Source organism: Nostoc piscinale CENA21, from assembly GCF_001298445.1.
GTDB lineage: Bacteria > Cyanobacteriota > Cyanobacteriia > Cyanobacteriales > Nostocaceae > Nostoc_B > Nostoc_B piscinale_A.
In genome coordinates this window covers 1,954,573-1,974,285 of sequence record NZ_CP012036.1, presented here as the reverse complement: position 1 = coordinate 1,974,285, position 19,713 = coordinate 1,954,573, and the positions used below count along the sequence as shown (strand labels likewise).

Here is a 19,713-nt window from a genome sequence, read left to right as displayed (position 1 = left end):
GCAGAGTGGCATCAGGAGACAACTATGGTTCAATTTAGTGTCAATGCTGGTCGTCTTGACCCTTACAAGAATTTTAAGTTTCGGGTCAAATGGGATGGTCGCTATGTTGCCGGAGTGAGCAAAGTGGGAATGCTCAAGCGCACAACAGAAGTAATTGAACATCGGGAAGGAGGTTTGCCCAGCACAGTCATCAAATCGCCTGGCCAAACAAAGTATGACCCGATCGCACTGGAGAGAGGAGTTACCCATGATGTAGAGTTTGAACGATGGGCTAACAAAGTCTGGAGTTATGGGGCTGGATTGGGGGCAGAAGTATCTCTGCGTGATTTTCGCAAAGACATCATTATTGAAGTCTACAACGAAGCTGGACAGTTAGCGATCGCTTATAAAATTTATCGCTGTTGGGTATCAGAATACCAAGCCCTGCCAGAACTAGATGCCAACGCTAATGCGATCGCTATTCAAATGCTCACCTTGCAAAATGAAGGCTGGGAACGTGATGTCGATGTCACAGAACCTCAAGAGCTATCATTTAATATTCCTGAGTAAGTGCTGAGTGCTGAGTGTTGAGTTAAAAGTTCTTCAATGCCCCATTTATAAAATTTGAATTTTGGATTTATGAATGCCCCACGCCCATTGACATCTAGCGATATCCTGCGAATTTGGGAGTGGGGGATAGATCAGTCACCACTGCACCGCGCATTAGCAATTTTGTCGGTGGTATATCCAGATGTGGCATTGACGCAATTGGCAGCATTATCAATTGGTGGACGAGATGCACATTTATTGGCAATTAGAGAGCAGACCTTTGGCACACATTTGCAGGGAACAGCCGCCTGTCCTGCTTGTCAAGAACGACTGGAATTTGGTTTAACCGTAAGTGAGATTCGCACTGCTACCACCTTGCCCCATTTCACTGCACCAGAACCAATTCAACTGGCGATCGCAGACTATACCTTATTGTGTCGGCTACCTACCACCCAAGACTTGTTAGCATTATCACAAGATGGTAATCTTGCCCATAATCAACAACAGTTAGTCGAACATTTTGTTTTAGAAGCAAACCATGATGGAGTGATCATTGCTCCCTCGGCGCTACCAGCCAACATCATCTCAGACTTAATTCAGCAGTTGGCCGTCGCCGATCCGCAAGCAGAGATTATTCTCAATCTTACCTGTCTTGCTTGTCATTACCAGTGGTCACAGCTGTTCGACATTGCAACTTTCCTCTGGACAGAAATTGCCGTCCAAGCACAACGCTTACTACAAGAAGTGCATCTTTTAGCATCTGTCTACGGTTGGCGGGAAGCCGATATCTTAGCTCTCAGTTCCCACAGGCGAAATGCGTATCTGGAGATGATTCGGTTATGACAGACTTTCTGACTCGCCTAGTAGATCGCAGCATGGGCAACATAGCATCAGTGCAACCCTTAATTGCACCTCGGTTTGCCCAAAGTAATTTACAAGTGATACCCGCAGTTGTGGACGAGGTAGAAACTGAAGCAGCACTACCGCTAAACGAACCGCGATCGCCTCTCAACACGCCACCAATGCAGTCACCACCCAGGTTGCCAGATCAATCTACACCACAACCTCCACCACTACCAAATCCTGCCTTACCCCAGATAACTCAACTACCTGCTGTTACACCATCCCAGCCAACTCCACCAGAATCTTTACCACCCCAGGCTATAACTAACTCATCACCAGTGATTGAGGCGATCGCACCATCTGTAACATCATCTATCAACCCATCTAGTCAACCACCATCCCCAGAAATTATCACATCACAGACAATTATTAAATCACAGCCATTACCACCGCCACCAATCAAACCTACTGTTCAGACAATCCAGCCTTTTCAGCCACCTCAAACCCCAGCAATTCAGCCAACAGTCGAACCATTGCCGTATCCTCGCCTTGAGCCTCAGCCATCATCCCCAGAACCACAACCCCCCACACCCACAGTCCGCATTAATATTGGTCGCATCGAAGTGCGAGCCGTTACGCCAACACCTACGGCTAAATCGGTAACAAAAACCAGAACTACTTACCAGCCGAACCTGTCACTCAACGCCTACTTACAACGACGCAACGGGAGGACGTGATGGCAAATGCACTAGCGATCGCCGCAGTTACAGCTGTTCTCAAAGACCTCCTGAACAATGGACTAATTGATGCCCAACTCGACAATGATGTTACCGTTACTGCCTTGCCCCCTGATCGCATCCCAGTCAACCAAAACGGGCAAAATACTACTCAATTAAACCTATTTCTCTATCAAGTTACAGCCAATCCAGCTTGGCGCAACGAAGGCTTACCCACCTATAATGCACGAGGCGATCGCGTCTGCAATACACCTTTGGCACTCGATTTACATTACTTACTTACTGCTTATGGTAGCCAGGAGTTTGAGGCAGAAATCTTGCTGGGTTATGCCATGCAACTACTCCATGAAAATGCCATTCTCAATCGATTAGCAATTCAACGTACCTTTTCTACAGAGGCTGTAGTTACAGGTAGTATATTGCCGCGTAGTTTTCAGTCTCTTGCTGCGGCTAACCTAGCCGACCAAGTAGAACAAATTAAAATTGCCCCCAAATACCTAGATATGGAGGAGATGTCCCATATTTGGTCAGCACTGCAAGCAAATTATCGCACCAGTACAGCCTATCACGTCTCTGTTGTGTTGATAGAAGGACAACAACCCACTCGTTCCGCCTTACCCGTACAAACCAGTAACATCTACGTCACCCCCTTTCAGCCGCCCGTGATTGAGGAAGTCACACCACAAGTGAGCGCAACCGGAAACACCCTCACCATTCGTGGCACAAATTTGCGGCGCAATCTTACCCAAGCGAGTTTTAATAATCCTGCCGTTGCGGACATAGATTTACCTGTCGGCACAAATACCTTCACCGACCGAGAAATTCGCCTGCCTTTACCTAGTGGTTTGCTAGCAGGCGTAAATACCATCCAGATCATTCATCCTTTGGATTTAGGCACACCCCAAGAACCCCATCGTGGTTTTGAGTCCAATCTTGCCGCCTTTATCTTGCGTCCAGAAATTGTCAACGATGGTAATACACCTCCCACCTACCAAATACAATACCTCCCAGATCAAGCCGCCTTCGATGCCGCTATTCCACCAGATGTAGCCAGTCGCTTAACCAGAACCATCACCCCCCCAGCCATGCGCCTCCAGATCAACCTTGAGATCGCCGACACACAGCGAACATTACTTTTACTCAATCAAACTAATCCTGGTGTTGAACCTGCGATCGCCTATAATTTCCCAGACGCAGCCCTACTCCTCCCAGAAGGGCAAACTCCCGCCAACACACCAAAAGCAGCACAACGCAGCCCAACTTTAGTCTTTGCGGTTCCCAATATCTTAAGTAGCAGCTACTTAGTACGAGTGCGGGTTGATGGTGCAGAAAGTCCCCTTGCCCTAGCCACAGATCCACCACATCCACAAATTACGATTTAAAGGGCAGGGGGAATTGGAATTCAAAATTCAAAATTTATTTTACCTTCTGCCTGATCGCACCCATGAAATCATGTCCGGCAAATCAGTTATGACTGACGCATATCTGTGCAGAAAGACGAAACTCTTTCTCCCCCTGCACCCTGCACCCTTCCCCCTGCGGTCTTTATGATAAGTCTTTTACCGGATACGATATGAAACCTCATGCTCCTTCCTGGTCTATCATTAATCACCGCTACCTCATGGCAGCACTGGCAGAGGTGCATCATTGTCTAAAAATTTATGCCCAGCAGGAGTCAACGACTACACCACCTCCCGATTTACCAGAAACACTACCCGCCTTAGAAATTCTGTGTCGCGTCTTCAAACTTTCCCCATTTGAACGGCAACTTTTATTACTCTGTGCTGGTATAGAACTAGAACCAGAATTTGCCAGTTTGGTAGTGACTTTAATCAACCGTTCTGCCCCTACCTTTCAACTAGCATTGGCAGCCTTACCGCAGGCTCATTGGGACGCTCTCACTCCTACTGCTCCCTTACGTCATTGGCGGTTAATTTACATAGAAACAGGAGAAACCCTAGTCACTAGCTCATTGCGGATTGATGAACGCATCTTACATTACCTCATGGGTGTAGCTTACCTCGATCAAAAACTATACGGACTTGTTACTTCCATCGTCACCAAGGTCAACTTACCACCCTCACACCAAGCTACGGTAGACCAAATTCAGCAGTTGTGGAAACAGAGGCGATCGCCACTTTATCCGATAATTAATTTGTGTGGTGCAAACATGAGTAGCCACGAAGCTATTGCCGCCACCACCTGCCAAAGTTTGGGCATCCGTTTGTATAGCCTCAACGCCGCAGATATCCCCACAGATGTGACTGAGCGAGAAACCCTGCGAATTCTCTGGGAACGAGAAGCGATTCTTAGTGGCAGTGCTTTATTAATTGATGCTAGTGATACAGGCGATCATAACCAGCAGCGAACCTTAATCAGTTTCCTGCAATCTTTCACCAGCATGGGATTTGTGGCATCCAGAGAACCCTTGAGTTTACGACGACGAACAATAGTACGGTTTGATGTTAATCGCCCCAATGCCGATGAACAGGAAGCACTTTGGCAACGGGCCTTGGGAGACGCGACATCATCTCTCAATGGACAATTGGCACAAATCGTCAGTCAGTTTAACTTAGAGCCGGAAGGAATTCAGCAAGCCAGCGACCTTGTGTTACAGCAAACCACATCATCAGCATCTTTCAGCCATCAGTTATGGCAAACTTGCCGTCAACAAGTCCGCACCCAACTAGATGACCTGGCCCAACGCATTGAACCTGTAGCAAAGTGGATGGATTTAATCCTACCAGAACCGCAAAAGCAAACACTCCGGGAAATTGTCGTTAGTGTACAACAGCGATCGCAGGTTTACCAAATCTGGGGCTTTGGCAACCATAGCCAACGCGGATTGGGAATTACAACCCTATTTGCTGGCGGTAGTGGTACAGGAAAAACAATGGCGGCAGAAATTCTTGCTCAGGAGTTACAGCTAGACCTCTATCGCATAGATTTGAGTTCTGTTGTCAGTAAATATATTGGCGAAACCGAGAAAAATCTGCGGCGGATTTTTGATGCCGCAGAAGCAGGAGGCGTAATTTTGTTGTTTGATGAAGCTGATGCTTTGTTTGGCAAACGCAGCGAAGTCAAAGATGCCCATGATCGCCATGCCAATATTGAAGTCAGCTACTTGCTACAAAGAATGGAATCTTACGGAGGACTGGCCATTCTGACGACCAATTTCAAACACGCCATTGATGTAGCATTTCTGCGCCGCATCCGCTTTGTGATTCCGTTTCCCTTTCCTGATGTGTCGCAACGCCTGGAAATTTGGCAGCGCATGTTTCCGCCCCAAACCCCAGTTGCCGATTTAGATTTTGCCAAACTAGCACGGCTGAATGTCGCAGGTGGTAATATTCGTAATATCGCCCTCAATGCCGCATTTTTGGCAGCCGCCGAGCAGCAACCCGTACAGATGCGACACATCCTCCGGGCAGCCCACAGTGAATATGCCAAGCTAGAAAAACCCTTAGCAGATGCAGAGGTGCGGGGATGGATCTAAACTCAGTCATTCTAGAATTAGAGATTGCGGAACTAATTGTTACAGGTATTGCACCACAAGATGGTGATCGCCTGCAACTGGCATTGACTACCGAACTGACTCGTCTATTTACCCAAGAAGGTATTCCCCACGCTATCGTACAAGCATCCCAGCAGCAGTACTTAGACGGCGGCAGCTTTGAAGTTAAACGCGGCATGAGTCCCGAAGCAATGGGTATGCAAATTGCTCAGGCGATGTATGGAGCTTGGAAGTTATGAAAATAGCTGTTGCCAGACAATCAAAAGTCCAAACTAAGACAGAACTGAAAAAGCGATCGCCCCAACAGCCAAAAAATCAAAAATCTCAGTTATTAAAAACACCATTCTCGCTTTTAGAAAAGGTAGTTACACATAGCGAATCTCATACGGATACAGAGTCAACTCAGCAACAATTATCACCCACAGATGACCAAAACCTAGTTGCCGAACCTACTTTAGGTTTCCAAGAAAAAACTCAAGCAGCAGGTAATTCCTCCCCTGCCTCTCTCCACGATCCGCGATCGCTAATTCAACACGCTACCCAAGACATCAGCCCCATCCCCTTACCCTACAGCCCGATATTAGAAAGCCGTTTGGGGACATCCTTAGATCACCTCACCGTCTACGCCGGGACACCAGAAATTGCTGCCACCCTGGAGACCTTACAAGCCAGTGCTGCCACCTACGACGAAACAATTATTCTGGCTGATCCTGACCCTGACTTGGCAACCATCGCCCACGAAGTCATTCATGTGATGCAAGCTAGTACCGAGCCGTCACAATCAGCACCAGTCGTTTTACCCACAACAGCCAGCGCCGAACAGGAAGCCATTCGCCTCACCGCCAAACTGGTACAACCGGATGCCGACACTGCACCCATCCAGGTCAACACAGCCATTTCCCCCCAGACAATCGCCCTACTACGGGAGATGCCACCACCCACCGTAGGTGAAACTGCTCCTCCTAGCGATCGCTTTACCGCCACCGTTGAGCAAACTGAAACTCCAGCCCCAGCCCCACCCACAGAAACACCAGAACCAACAGAATCAACAGCCCAAGAACAAACAGAAGCAACCTTAGAAAGCTCAGAAATAGCACCAGTCGGTGGTGATTTAGAAGCAGTACCCGCCCTCGAACCTCCAGCCCCACCAGAGCCAGGGATTACCGCCGAAGATGTCGCCGCCAGAGAAGCCCAATTAGCAGCAGCAGAAACGGCTCTAGTGAGTGCTGCCGATGTCGATGAATTGGTGGATGCCTATGCCACTGCTCCCCCAACCCTCAAAGCCAGGCAATATGACAGTTTAGGGACTGACTTGGATCGCCTGGCAAATGAAGAAAATCATACTTTCCAAGCAGAAGTACCTACCTTCACTGCCGAGTTATCTGGAGAAACCGAAGAATTGCCAGAACTCCAAGTGAATGCACCACCACAAGAAGAAGTATCCCTAGAACAAACCCCACCAGCCCCCGCCCCAGATCCAGACATTCCCCCTACCCCAGACCCCACTGCCTACACCGCTAATAATGCCATTTTGCAGGCAGTATCAAGACTTTCACCTGATCCAAATACTGACCGCGCCACCGAAATCGGCGATGCCTCAATCAAGTACGCACCACAGACGAGGAAGTAGAAACTTCACCAGGAGAAGCCCCGGCTGTACCCTTAGAGGGGGAAACTGACCCAGAACGCATCAACGAGCAACTGCACAACGGTATTGAACAAGCGGATACATCCCGCCAACAGGCACAACAAGCTGTACTGACAGGCCCAGGGCCAGAACGGGTACAGCCTCTGGTGATCAATGAAGAAGTACCTTTAGGGGAAATTAACACCTTAGCTGTACCATCGCCCCAACCAGTCGAAGGTGTCGCTGCTTACACCCAAATGGGATTACCCCCTGAAGTCGAAACCGCCTTTGACCAGAATCAACAGGAGGTGATGCAGAACAGTTTGAGTGAAGCCCAAAACCAAGTTCATCAAGTTACAGATGAACGAGACCAAGCCAGACAAGAGCAACTAGAACACGCCCAAACTGAGGCAGAAGCTCAAACTCTACAGGCTGACACAGACCAGAGACAAGCAATTCAAGAACAGCGAGAACAGATTCAAACCGAGCGACAAAATACCCTCCAACAACAGTCTCAAGCTGTCGCAGACATTGAGCAGCAATCAGAAGACCAACGCCGTAGCGATCGCGATCGCATTGATACTCGTGTCCGAGAAGACCAAGCGCAAATTCGTGCAGACTATCAACAAGCAGAAAGAGACGCACAAACCGAAGTCAACGGTGGCGAACAACGTGCAGAACAGCGTCGCCGTGAAGCTGAACGCGAAGCCGAAAATCAAAGTTGGTGGGATCGGGCTGTTAGCTTTGTCCGTGAAGCCTTTGAAGCCCTCACCAGCGCAATTACAGCCATTTTTGATGCAGTACGGCAGGCAGTCAACAGCATTCTCGATGCTGTGAAAGCGGCCGCGGAAGCTTTAATTGATGCAGCTGCTAACTTTATTAAAGAGGCGATCGCGGCCTTTGGTGATTTTCTCAAAGGTTTGGTAGATAACCTTTTGGGTGAAATATTTCCCGAACTCGCAGCCGCACTCAATCGCTTGATTGATGAAGCAGTAGACCTAGCACAACAAGCCGTAGATGCAGTAGCAGCAGAACTCAAAGCCGGAATTAATGCTTTAGTAGAAGGGTTAAGAGCCGGACTCAACGCCGTTTTAGATGTACTGCAAGCTGGATTAGAATTTGCCATCAATATTATGCAGGCTGTCCTGACCGGCGATTGGAGTGCCTTGGCGCGGTTGGTGCTAGAAGCTGTACTAAAAGTTCTGGGGATTGATCCGGCAGAATTTTATGCCTTTATCGGTCAGATTACCGACACCTTCCAAGCGATTATTGATGATCCCGGCGGTTTTGTGAGTAACTTAATTGATGCAGTTGTCTTAGGAGTGCAGCATTTTGCTGATAATTTCCTAACTCACTTGCAAGCAGGGATTATTGGCTGGCTGACTGGGGCTTTGGGAGACATTCAAATTCCCCAGGAATTTAACTTGCTGGGTGTACTTGACTTAATACGTCAGATTCTCGGACTCACAGGTGATCTGATCCGGCGGATTGCTGTGAGAATTTTGGGCGAGCGCAACGTCGAACGGATTGAATTTGTCTGGAACTATGTACAAACCCTAATTACGAGTGGTTGGTCAGCTTTCTTCGAGCAAATCACTCAGGATCTCGCCAACTTGCGTGACATGGTACTAGAACAAATTAAAGAATTCCTGCTAACGCAAATCATTACAGCAGCAATTACTAAGCTGGCAACTTTATTTAATCCTGTTGGGGCAATTGTCCAGCTAGTTCTGACGGCGTGGAATCTCTACACCTTCTTGCGAGATAACTTGCAAAACTTGATCCAAATCGTGCAAACAATTGTTGAGGGTTTAGCCGAAATCGTCAATGGTGTCATTGAGCCAGCCGCGCAACGTGTTGAACAAGTCCTGGCGAATCTTTTACCTGTAGCAATTTCGTTCTTGGCAAATTTGATCGGGATTGGCGGGATTGCCAATCGAGTGCGGCAAATTATCAGCGATTTGCGAGAACGAATTGAAAATGCGATCGTCAATCTCATCCGTCGCATTGGGCAAACTTTTAGAGGTGGAGATAGAAATACACAAACACCAACAACTCCAGTAGCAGAAACAGAAAGTAGAGCAATTGACCTACAAAGTTCTTTTAGCATGTCTGGAGCTAGGCACCAAATCTTTGTTCAGTTACAAGAAGGTCATCTAGTTGTAGAAATGGCTTCTGAGCGGCGTGAGCGTTTACAAACTCTTGCCAGTAACTTGCAAAATGACGAGGATGTAACTCACTTAGAAACTGGCCAACGAAATGAAGTGATGACTTTTTTAAATCATGTTCTTGCTGAACTACGTGACATTGCCGAGTTTGAGCGTGCGCTGGAAGTGGGTTATAGCGAGCAGACTGTTGAACAACTTGAAGCTAGAATCAGCCGTGTGGTTACTGCGCTTGAGGGAGCTGGAAGGGAGTTTCAGATTCAAAGCTTACACGATATCGAGACGCTGATTAATCGGGATACAGAGCTTCTGAAAACAGCAGTTGAATCTGTTGGCATTTTAGAGTTTATGAAAAAGATGGCTCGTGGAGAAGAGGTAAATCGAGTCAATCGCCAAATTTTCTTTGAAATTTATAGTAATACAGATAAACAAATTGGTAATAAATCTGCTCGTGAATGGATGCAAGATAAGTTTCGAGATGTGAATGATAAATCTCACGAATGGATTCCGACCAATTTAATCAATGAAATTGTCAGACGTGCAAGCACAGGTAGCGGTTTTCTTGGTGGTGCTAATTGGATAGATTTACAGAATGAGCTTCGCACTGATACAACTTGGGTAATTTTCAAGCCTACTATTTCATCAAGAAAAATAAAAATCAATGGGATTGATTATCTTGTTCTTCAAGGTCATCCTGGGGCTATTTATTTAGCAGGTCGAGAGCAAGTACACAGGTCTAATGAATTTCATAATAATCTAGAAACAGCAGTAAACTCTAGTGGAACAATCACCATAGCAGCCAGCATGGATAGATTAAAGTCAGTTTTCTTGGAGTGGGTTTGGAAAGGAATTGATGAACCTCTTACTATGTCAGTTCATCCTGAACTTACTTCCGGCAGAGATTTACAATTAAGTGTTCCTGCCAATCTTAGCTCCTTACAAACCCGGCAAAAAAGAAACTTTGAGCAAACAGAGCAAATGTTTGATCGACTCAAACAAAAGTATCAGTAGACTTCATCTACAGTAGACAAACAAATAAATCCTAATTGTAATGTTTGATAAATAAAGAATAAGAATCTTCTAAAAAGCCTAGCGATCGCAGCTGAATTAAAGTTAGCTAAATAAGTGTGCAGCTAAGTAATATTTATTTATGACAACATTTCCTGGCGCACCAAGATTATTAAAAGGGGCGATCGTTGCCTTAGATGAAAATCAGCCCAATCCAATTGTGATTCCGTTTCAATATAATCCTGGGACAGTGAATCGCACATTGGAACTGCAAGCAGCAGGAGAAGAAGGAAACACTACAGAAGCACTACGCCTTAAGGGCGCACCTGTCGAAACTCTCAAGTTGGAAATTGAATTAGATGCCACAGATGATTTAGAAACAGGCGAGTCTAATGCCGTGCAGATGGGGGTTTATCCTCGGCTGTCAGCACTGGAAATATTACTTTATCCGCCTAGTGATTTAATCGTTTTAAATGAACGTTTGCTGTCGTTAGGCACAATTCAGATTACGCTACCAATAGCACCATTAACTTTATTAATTTGGGGAGAACGTAGGGTTGTACCTGTGCGAATTAACGAATTTAGCATTACGGAAGAAGCCCACGATGTCAATTTAAATCCGATTCGTGCCAAAGTTTCTTTAGGACTGAGGGTATTGAGTTATAACGATCTGTCCGCTAACAATCGGGGGTATCATCTGTTCTTGTCTCATCAAATTGTTAAAGAAACGATGGCAAACTTAGGACGTGTTAACAATTTAGATGCTGTTACAGGTAGTAACCTTAACTTATTGTGAACAAATGCCATGTTTGAATTGAATAGCCGTTATTATACTCTCGAAATCGTAAACAAGAATACCAAAGACGGGCGGCAAATTCCTTACGTCCGGCGGCGGTTTCTTCCTGATGCAGATTTAATGCCGACATTAACAGAAGTGACTGTCACCGCAGGCGATCGCCTTGATTTGATCGCAGCCCGCACATTAGGAAATCCTGAAGAATACTGGCGAGTATGCGATACCAATTATGCCATGAATCCCAATGATTTAACGGCTCAAATTGGTCGGAGATTACGCATTGGTTTACCACAAAGTTTCTAAATTCAGCTTTTATTAAGATAGTCACAAACCTAAATCTTTAACTATTAACAAACGGATTTGATTCCTGAACATACTGGATATGGGGAGGAAACAGGAGACAGAGAATAAAAAAGAAGGAAGTTAGAGCTTACTTAAATTTAGGAAAAATCAAATACGAGTTGTATATAGCGTTTCCTAGTCTGCTGAGGTACGAACTTATCTATTCCCATCTGCGTTCATCCGCGTTCATCGGCGGTTAATTATTCTTGCTTGTATCTCACTAGAATAAAAAACGCTATATGTATTTTCTTATTACATAGCCAGTGAATTTTGAATTCGGAGTGAAGCAACGTGACATCACTAGGGATTCGCCTAACATTACTTGCAGGCCCCACTGTGCCGATTCCGCCGCTACGTGAGGTGATGGAATCGCTAGGAAGTGTGGAAATTACCCATAGTGATGAAGGGCGATCGGGTTTTCAAATCATCTTTCAAGTCGGACAAAACAAAGCCAACTTTTTAGATTATGCTCTACTCAAAAATCCGCAATTCCAAACCTTAGCGCGAGTTGTCGTGATGGTGAGTTTCGGTACAGTTCTCCAAGTGTTAATTGATGGTATCATTACCAACCAACAATTTTCGCCGAGTAACGAACCAAGTGGTTCCACACTCACCCTCACAGGTGAAGACATCAGCATTATGATGGATCGAGAAGAGCGTAACACAGAACACCCCGCCCAATCAGAAGCTGTTATTGCCCTCAAAATCATTGGTCAGTATGCCCAGTATGGGCTAATTCCTGTAGTGATTCCACCGCCTACAGTAGATATTCCCACCCCCATTGAACGGATTCCTACGCAACAAGCAACTGATTTGATTTATTTGCAAGAATTGGCACGCAGATATAATTATGTGTTTTATATTACTCCAGGTTTGGTTCCAGGTAGTAACTTTGCTTATTGGGGGCCATTAATTCGACAGGGCATTCCGCAAAAGGCATTGTCCTATAACTTGGGGGCTAATAGTAACGTTGATACCCTGAATTTTCAAAACGATGCACTCAGTCCTACAAGTATCATCGGTCAAGTACAGGATCGGTTGACCAACCAAACATTACCAGTAGTGTCTTTGTCCAGTCTGCTACCTGCATTGTCTGCCAATCCTCCTGATTTGAGTGATTTACTGACAACGGGTAGAGAAATCCTCAGAGCTAACGGATTAAACGCGATTCAGGCATTTGCCCAAGCCCAAGCCCGTGCTGATGCTTCTACTAATGCCGTAGTCACAGCCGAAGGAGAATTAAATACAGCTCGTTATGGAGGAATATTAAGAGCGCGATCGCTCGTAGATTTACGAGGTGTAGGGTTGAGTTATAGCGGCACTTATTACGTCAAACAAGTCACCCACAAAATCACAGGCGATGCCTATAAGCAACAATTTACGCTAACGCGGGAAGGATTAGGGGCCGCTTTACCAACGGTGAGGGTCTGAAACTTGAGGGATATCTAGGACGGGTGGAGTTTATTCCCAATCCAAAATCTAAATTCTAAAATCTAAAACGGTATGAGACAGTTCTTTGGTAAGTATCGCGGCAGAGTGGAAAACAACATCGACCCCCTACAATTAGGTCGGTTACAAGTGAGTGTGCCAGCTGTTTTAGGAGAAGGGCGTAATAGTTGGGCCATGCCTTGTGTTCCCTATGCTGGGGTGGGAGTGGGATTCTTCGTAATTCCACCCAACGGTGCAAATTTGTGGGTCGAGTTTGAAGGTGGTAATCCAGATTATCCGATTTGGGCGGGCTGTTTTTGGGGAACCGGAGAAGTACCTGCCCTCCCAGCAGCAGCTGAAGTGAAAGTTTTAAAAACTGATGTTGGTTCAATTACCCTCAATGATTTGCCAGGGGTAGGCGGAATCAGCATTGAAACTAATGCTGGGATGAAGATTGCTATCTCTGCTACGGGAATTGAGATTTCCAACAGCCTCAGTAAGATTCAACTGACAGGCCCGCAAGTTTCAGTGAACGATGGTGCGTTGGAGGTAACTTGATGTCAGGATTTGTCTTTCATGTAGGTGCAAACGCCCTTTGTCCCCACGGTGGGCCTGTTACGACTGTATCTAGCAATGCACGGGTAAAAGTTAGTGGACAGCCTGTAGCTACTCTGACTGACACTTATCTAGTTACTGGTTGTGCCTTTACTGTCCCAACTGCTAAACCCCAACCTTGTACAACAGTGCAGTGGCTAGTCCCTGCTAGTCGGGTGCGGGTAGGTGGCCAAGCTGTGATTTTACAAAGCAGTACAGCTATCTGTCAGAGTGCGGAACAAATTCCCCAAGGGCCACCGAATATCGTCGCTACTCAAACACGGGTAAGGGGAATTTAAGAAAGTTCTTTTTACTCAGCACTCAGCACTTTCAAGTTAGGGGGGCAGAGGTTATTCAATTTTAAATTTTGAACTCGGAGCGAAGCGACGTGACTATTGACTATCCCTTCCATATCAACTTACAAGGACGCACCGCAACTACTGATCCTAACGACCACATCCGGGATTTGATTGAGCAGGTGTTGTTTACATCCCCTGGTGAACGTGTGAATCGTCCCGATTTTGGCAGTGGATTGCTACAACTGCTGTTTGCAGGCAATAGTGATGAACTCGCAACCGCTACCCAATTCATGGTGCAGGGAGCATTACAGCAATGGCTAGGTGAATTAATTCAGGTAGAAGGGGTAGCAGTGATGAGTGAAGATGCTACTCTCCAGGTGACAGTGCGGTATGTAGTATTACGTACCCAAGAACGCCGAACTGAGCAGTTTACTCGGAGTTTATGACATGAAAACCCAGTATTTCTGCCAAAACCTCCGTCGTCGGGCAGTAGTCCGGGATACACAACGTAGTGATGGCACTCCTAAACTTAATGGTTTGGATTATCTAGAGGTGGTAAGTGCAGACCAAACCGTGCTGGTGGTATATTTTATTCATTCTGCTCCACCTTTGAGCATAGATAACTTTGCCATTGTGGGTGGGGTGCGAGTGCGGAATATTCGGGTAATTGGGGTAGAAGCGATCGCAGATCATCCCCAAGCTTTACAAATTACAGTCAACCAACGGGGTGATTTTTCTACCTATACCCTCAAACTCGTACAATCTTCCGTTGATGACACTTTACCCAGTGGTTTTACCCCACCCCTCGACCGACAACTAGCAGAAATTCCCTTTTCCTTCAAAGCCAACTGTCCCAGCGATTTTGATTGCCCCCAACCACCCGACTGTCCACCTGTTCCATTCCCCCAACCGCAAATCGATTATCTCGCCAAAGACTATGCCAGTTTCCGCCGCGTGATGCTTGATCGTCTGGCTATCACCTTACCAGAATGGCAAACCAGAAACCCTGCTGATATCGGCATAGCCATAGTTGAAGTGTTGGCTTATGCAGCTGACTATCTCAGCTACTATCAAGATGCTGCGGCTACTGAAAGTCTGTTAAACAAAGCTAGACAACGCCCTTCTGTCAGACGGCATGGACGCTTGTTGAATTACTTTATGCACGAAGGTTGCAATGCTCGGACTTGGATACAGATGCAGTCGGAGGTAGATAATCTAGTTATTCCTGAAGGTACGCAGTATTTGACACAGGTAGCTGGACAACCAACGCAAATTACACCAGATTCTTTGGCATATCGAGAAACTTTACAACAGCAGCCAGCCATTTTTGAGGCGATGCACTCTCTTTGCATTTACATAGGACATAACGAAATCCAGTTTTATACCTGGAGTGATGAAAATTGCTGCTTACCCAAAGGTGCAACACAGGCAACTTTGCAAGATGATGTCACTCACCGCCTACATCTAGTTCCTGGTGATGTTTTAATTTTGGAAGAGCGTTTGAGTGCTGAGACTGGCAGAATTGAAGATGCTGATATTACCCGCCGTTGGGCAGTCCGACTCACAAAAGTTCATCCAGCCGCTGAAGTCACCGCCGATGGTACACGCATCCCTACAGTCGCATTACGCGATCCTTTGACAGAAGTTCCTATCCTAGAAATTCAATGGCATGAACAGGATGCTTTGCCTTTCCCTTTTTGTCTCTCAAAAGTGATTGATGGACAACTGCAACAAAGCATGAGTGTGGCGCGAGGGAATATTCTCTTGGCAGACCACGGACAAACCCTGACAAAACAGCGTCTTATACCAGCAGAAGTCCCAGAAAAGCGACGTTATCGCCCATATTTAGAAGAACCAAATATTACCCATCGCATCCCCTATAATGCCTTTGTTGATAATCAAAGCCCTGCTAGTAGCTTAATTCAACAAGAGCCACCTCAAGCCTTGCCTGCGGTCAATCTGCAAAGTAATACTGGCGAAGTATGGCAGCCGCGTCGGGATTTACTCAACAGCGATCGCTTTGATCCGGGTTTTGTGGTAGAAATGAGCAGCGATCGCACTGCCTATCTGCGTTTTGGTGACAATATCTTTGGGCAACGTCCCGCCCCATTCACTCGATTTCAAGCTACATATCGTGTTGGTAATGGTCGGGACGGCAATATTGGTGCTGGAGCGATCGCGCATATTGTTACTACCCTCACTGGTATTACTACTGTTTCTAACCGCCTCCCCGGTACAGGTGGCAGCGACCCAGAATCAATACAGCAAGTCAAATTGGATGCACCCCAAGCCTTCCGGGTTCAGCAAAGAGCCGTGACTGAGGAAGATTACGCCCGTGTTGCCGAACGTCATCCAGAGGTACAAAAAGCTGCCGCCACCCGTCGCTGGACGGGTAGTTGGTACACCATCTTTATTACCGTTGACCGCAAAAGCGGCAAGTCTGTAGATGCAGAATTTGAGCAGGAGTTAAGACAATTCCTGGAAAAATACAGGATGGCAGGCTATGACCTAGAAGTAGATGCACCCCGCTTTGTACCTTTAGATATTCTGTTTAGTGTTTGCGTCAAACCAGGTTACTTTGCCAACGATGTCAAAGCCGACCTTTTACAAGCATTTAGTAATCAAGATTTGGCCAACGGTCAACGAGGTTTCTTTCATCCCGATAACTTTACCTTCGGTCAGCCTGTTTATCTCAGCCAACTAATTGCCACAGCTATGGCGATACCGGGTGTGCAGTGGGTAGATGTCAGCAATCAACCCTCCAAGCTTCACCGCTTCCAACGTTGGGGACAAGCTGCCAATGGTGAACTAGAAGCCAGCGAAATTAGGTTTGGGCGATTGGAAATTGCCCGACTAGACAACGACCCTAACGCCCCAGAAAACGGCCGGATTGATTTTCTCATGGAGGGTGGGCAATGAGTGATTTCAACCAAGACCCCAATCTTGACCCCTGCGGTTGCTGTGCAGGTGATCCACCGTCACCCAACCGTGTGAACCGTCCAGGACTGCCAGAGTTAAACTACCGCATCGGCACTTATGGCAGCTTCTTTGCTGAACTTTTAGCCAACATTGCCAAACCTGTGCTGCCCAATAATTTCAGTCTGGAGGCATTAAAAACTCGTCGCCAAGATGATGCGGCGATCGCTTTTTTGGATGCTTGGGCAGTGGTAGCAGATATTCTTACTTTTTATCAAGAAAGGATTGTTAACCAGAATTATCTCCGCACTACTACTGAAAGACTATCAGTATTAGAATTAGCCAGGACAATTGGCTATGAACTCAACCCTGGTGTTGCAGCTAGTACCTACCTCGCCTTTATAGTAGAAACTACACCAGGAACCCAAGGGATTGCCACCGTACCACAGGGAACACAAATTCAAAGTATTCCCGGTCAAAATCAACTACCCCAAACCTTCGAGACAGCCGCAGATTTGACGGCTAGGCTGGAATGGAACGAATTGCGTCCCCGGCAAACTCAACCCCAAGATTTGTGTATCTACGACAATAAACTTTATTTGTGGACAGTAGATGCAGATATTGCTCCGCTCATCTCAGAAGCAGAGTTATTACCAATTGCCGATGTCTTTTTTATAGCAGAGATTCCCAAGGCAGAACCAGAAGAACCACCCCTGACCAATGTTACTGCCATTCCTATTGAGCAAATTTATCTAGATGGAACGACAAATTTAAAAAAAGGCGATCGCATTTTATTTGTGGGTAAATCAACCACAGGTACAATTCAGACTTTGGTGCATTCAATTCAAAACATCCATATCGAAGCAGAACGCCGTCGGAGCAGAATCGACTTTACAGACGTAGTTCGACAGATTCCGTTTCTGCGTCGTTTGCCCAAATTGATCAATGCTATTTCAGTAGTTAATACATCGCTTCCTTTTAATGTCGCCCAAATTAATCAGGTATTGAGACAACCGATTTCCGAAACAGCTTTGCAAGCAACCTTGGTGATCAATAACTGGAATGAATTACAGTTTGGCTTCCAGGCTTCCACCCCCACACCTCCCCCACTACCACCAGCCGACCAAGGCATTTTCGCTTTTCGTCAACAGGTAAGTTTCTTTGGACACAATGCTCCCAGGTATGAAACTTTACCTCAACCTGATCCTGAAGAAACTCGCGGTGCAGATCCTTATTCTCAAAGTTGGGATGCAGGTTCTGGTCGCACAATTTGGCAGAACTCCCAAGGGCAAGCTTACACGGAAGCTGATGTATATTTAGAACGGAGTATTCCTGACGTTATCCGCAATAGCTGGTTGGTAGTAGAAGCCAGTAACCGCGTCCAGCGAGTTTATCGAGTGCAGGCAACATCAGAAACATCCTTGGTAGATTACGCACTCAGTGGTAAATCGACTGGTTTACAGTTAGCTAGTGCCGATAATTCTGCACCGTTAGATAAATATGATTTCCGAGTCCGGCGGACTGTTGCCTATGTGCAGAGCGAACGATTAACTTTAGCAGCTATACCTATTGATGAACCGCTACAAGCAAATGATCAAGATGGAGTCGAGGCGATCGAACTAGAGCGAATTGTTACAGGGTTAGAGATGGATCAACCAATCGCTATCCAGGGGAAAACAGTTGATACACCCGATGTGAATACAGCCGAGATAGCGTTTATTCGAGCAATTGTCCATGAAGGCAAACACACAACTTTGTATTTTCGCGATCGCCTGCAACACCGCTACAACAGAGATACAGTCACCATCAATGCCAACGTAGTTTTAGCAACGCACGGGGAAACTGTCAGGGCAGTTCTGGGTAGTGGTGATGGGGCGAAAACTTTTCAAACCTTCATCCTCAAAAAGCCACCATTAACTTATATTTCTGCTAATACTCCTAGTGGCAACCAAACTACGTTATCGGTCAGAGTCAATCAAATCCTCTGGGAAGAAACCCGCGCTTTTTACAGTTTGCCAGCCAACGCCGAAACTTACATTGTGCGAATTGAAGATGATGGTACAACCAAAGTTATTTTTGGAGACGGCAAACAAGGGGCGCGTCTGCCTACAGGGATGGAAAATATTACTGCTACCTATCGTAGTGGCATTGGTTTAGCGGGGGAAGTATCAGCCAATAGTTTGACACTCCTAAAAACCCGTCCCTTGGGCATTCGCAGCGTCACTAATCCCCTCGTAGCCAGTGGTGCTGAGGCCCCGGAAAATCTCGAAAATGCTCGGATTAACGCACCCCTCACAGTCTTAACCTTAGAGCGAATTGTTTCCCTGAAAGATTACGAAGATTTTGCCCGTGCTTTTGCTGGTATCGGTAAAGCCCAAGCCGTTGCTTTATGGGATGGATTTAGCGATCGCGTACATCTGACAATCGCGGCTGCCAACGGCAATCAAACCGAGCCTAGCTCTACACTTTACCAAAACCTAATCTCAGCCATTACCTCTGTCCGCGATCCTGCCCAACCCTTGCATATAGAAAGTTACAAATTACGTTTATTCAATCTCCAAGCTAAAGTGCGAATTGACCCCCGCTATCTTGCCGAAATTGTCCAAACCCAAGTCGAGACAGCACTGCAAACAGCCTTTGCCTTTGCTAATCGTAGCTTTGGGCAGGTAGTCAGTGCAGCAGAAGTGATTAGCCTCATTCAGCAAGTGCCAGGAGTGATTAACACTGATTTAGACCTCCTTTACCGCTCAGATCAGCCGCCTGCACTCAACAGTTATTTAGATGCGGCGATCGCTACTTGGAATCAGTCACAAAACCAACCCCAACCCGCAGAACTCTTATTAATTCATCCCATTGGCATCTCTTTAGAAATAATTCCTAATTCGTAACGCACTTGTTCAGTAATTTTGAATTTTG

General features: G+C 46.3%; 16 protein-coding genes. All 16 read left to right on the top strand.

Annotated elements, in window-relative coordinates; all coding sequences use genetic code 11:
• The first annotated feature begins 24 nt into the window (after positions 1-24).
• Entirely contained in the window at positions 25-549 is a 525-nt protein-coding gene (locus ACX27_RS08605) for a phage tail protein (RefSeq protein WP_062290960.1), read from the top strand.
• Positions 550-618: 69 nt separating this feature from the next.
• Complete coding sequence (locus ACX27_RS08600) at positions 619-1,371, top strand: T4 family baseplate hub assembly chaperone (protein ID WP_062290957.1); 753 nt, start codon at positions 619-621, stop codon at positions 1,369-1,371.
• Positions 1,368-2,108 carry a hypothetical protein gene (locus ACX27_RS08595; protein ID WP_062290955.1) on the top strand — a complete coding sequence of 247 codons (741 nt, stop codon included), beginning with the start codon at positions 1,368-1,370 and terminating at the stop codon, positions 2,106-2,108. Before ACX27_RS08600 ends, ACX27_RS08595 begins: the two co-directional genes overlap by 4 nt.
• Positions 2,108-3,490, top strand: a complete 1,383-nt coding sequence (locus ACX27_RS08590) for a Pvc16 family protein (protein ID WP_062290952.1) — start codon at positions 2,108-2,110, stop codon at positions 3,488-3,490. Before ACX27_RS08595 ends, ACX27_RS08590 begins: the two co-directional genes overlap by 1 nt.
• Before the next feature lie 191 nt (positions 3,491-3,681).
• Positions 3,682-5,604 carry an ATP-binding protein gene (locus ACX27_RS08585; RefSeq protein ID WP_062290950.1) on the top strand — a complete coding sequence of 641 codons (1,923 nt, stop codon included), beginning with the start codon at positions 3,682-3,684 and terminating at the stop codon, positions 5,602-5,604.
• On the top strand, positions 5,595-5,861 hold the full coding sequence (locus tag ACX27_RS08580) for a hypothetical protein (RefSeq protein WP_062290945.1): 267 nt from the start codon (positions 5,595-5,597) through the stop codon (positions 5,859-5,861). The genes ACX27_RS08585 and ACX27_RS08580 overlap by 10 nt, the downstream gene beginning before the upstream one ends.
• Positions 5,858-7,252 (top strand): eCIS core domain-containing protein, encoded by a 1,395-nt coding sequence (locus tag ACX27_RS08575; protein ID WP_062290944.1) that lies wholly within the window; start codon positions 5,858-5,860, stop codon positions 7,250-7,252. The genes ACX27_RS08580 and ACX27_RS08575 overlap by 4 nt, the downstream gene beginning before the upstream one ends.
• A 164-nt stretch (positions 7,253-7,416) precedes the next feature.
• Positions 7,417-10,425, top strand: coding sequence for a hypothetical protein (locus ACX27_RS08570; protein WP_062290941.1), 3,009 nt, complete (start codon positions 7,417-7,419; stop codon positions 10,423-10,425).
• Positions 10,426-10,564: 139 nt separating this feature from the next.
• A complete protein-coding gene (locus ACX27_RS08565; RefSeq protein WP_062290938.1) occupies positions 10,565-11,218 on the top strand; it encodes a hypothetical protein in 654 nt (217 codons plus the stop codon).
• Positions 11,219-11,227: 9 nt separating this feature from the next.
• A complete protein-coding gene (locus tag ACX27_RS08560; protein WP_062290935.1) occupies positions 11,228-11,521 on the top strand; it encodes a hypothetical protein in 294 nt (97 codons plus the stop codon).
• A gap of 330 nt (positions 11,522-11,851) precedes the next feature.
• On the top strand, positions 11,852-12,991 hold the full coding sequence (locus ACX27_RS08555; RefSeq protein WP_062290931.1) for a hypothetical protein: 1,140 nt from the start codon (positions 11,852-11,854) through the stop codon (positions 12,989-12,991).
• Positions 12,992-13,063: 72 nt separating this feature from the next.
• Positions 13,064-13,546: a phage baseplate assembly protein V gene (locus ACX27_RS08550; RefSeq protein WP_062290928.1), complete on the top strand. Its 483-nt coding sequence runs from the start codon at positions 13,064-13,066 to the stop codon at positions 13,544-13,546.
• Positions 13,546-13,881: a hypothetical protein gene (locus ACX27_RS08545; RefSeq protein ID WP_062290925.1), complete on the top strand. Its 336-nt coding sequence runs from the start codon at positions 13,546-13,548 to the stop codon at positions 13,879-13,881. The genes ACX27_RS08550 and ACX27_RS08545 overlap by 1 nt, the downstream gene beginning before the upstream one ends.
• A gap of 89 nt (positions 13,882-13,970) precedes the next feature.
• The gene (locus ACX27_RS08540; RefSeq protein WP_062290923.1) at positions 13,971-14,327 is read left to right on the top strand and encodes a GPW/gp25 family protein; all 357 of its coding nucleotides are present in this window, start codon (positions 13,971-13,973) and stop codon (positions 14,325-14,327) included.
• 1 nt (position 14,328) lies between these two features.
• Complete coding sequence (locus ACX27_RS08535; protein WP_062290920.1) at positions 14,329-16,800, top strand: putative baseplate assembly protein; 2,472 nt, start codon at positions 14,329-14,331, stop codon at positions 16,798-16,800.
• Positions 16,797-19,685: a putative baseplate assembly protein gene (locus ACX27_RS08530; protein WP_062290917.1), complete on the top strand. Its 2,889-nt coding sequence runs from the start codon at positions 16,797-16,799 to the stop codon at positions 19,683-19,685. The genes ACX27_RS08535 and ACX27_RS08530 overlap by 4 nt, the downstream gene beginning before the upstream one ends.
• Positions 19,686-19,713: the final 28 nt, after the last annotated feature.